The organism is Flammeovirga sp. EKP202 (assembly GCF_014534745.1).
In the GTDB taxonomy this organism is placed as follows: domain Bacteria; phylum Bacteroidota; class Bacteroidia; order Cytophagales; family Flammeovirgaceae; genus Flammeovirga.
In genome coordinates, this window is record NZ_JACVVP010000156.1 from 1 (window position 1) to 335 (window position 335).

Genomic DNA, 335 nt, shown 5'->3' on the forward strand with positions numbered 1-335 from the left:
TCACGCATTTCTGTTGCCTTATCAGGCGTTGTACCTAACTCGACGAATAAGTTGTATAGTGCTACTGAATCTTCTTGTCCTAATGTAAATAATAGATCGATTTGTTTTGTGAAGATTGTCAGACCAGTGATAGAAGTTGACGTGATATTCAATCTATAGCTGTCCGCATTGTCACTAGTCATTGAAGGAATGCTTAACTCTGCAGCAGAGCTTTCCGTCGATCCATCGCTTACTTTAGTCCAGTTATATTCTAGAGAGGCGATTTCAAATCCACCATCATAAGAGTAAGGATCTCCGAAAGTGACTGTCGCTGTTTCTGTATCTGCTCCGCTAAA

General features: G+C 40.6%; 1 protein-coding gene. It reads right to left on the minus strand.

Translation table 11 applies throughout. The features are described from left to right. Window positions 1–335: hypothetical protein (locus IC221_RS29400; RefSeq protein ID WP_188172338.1), on the minus strand; the 335-nt coding region annotated here is incomplete at both ends.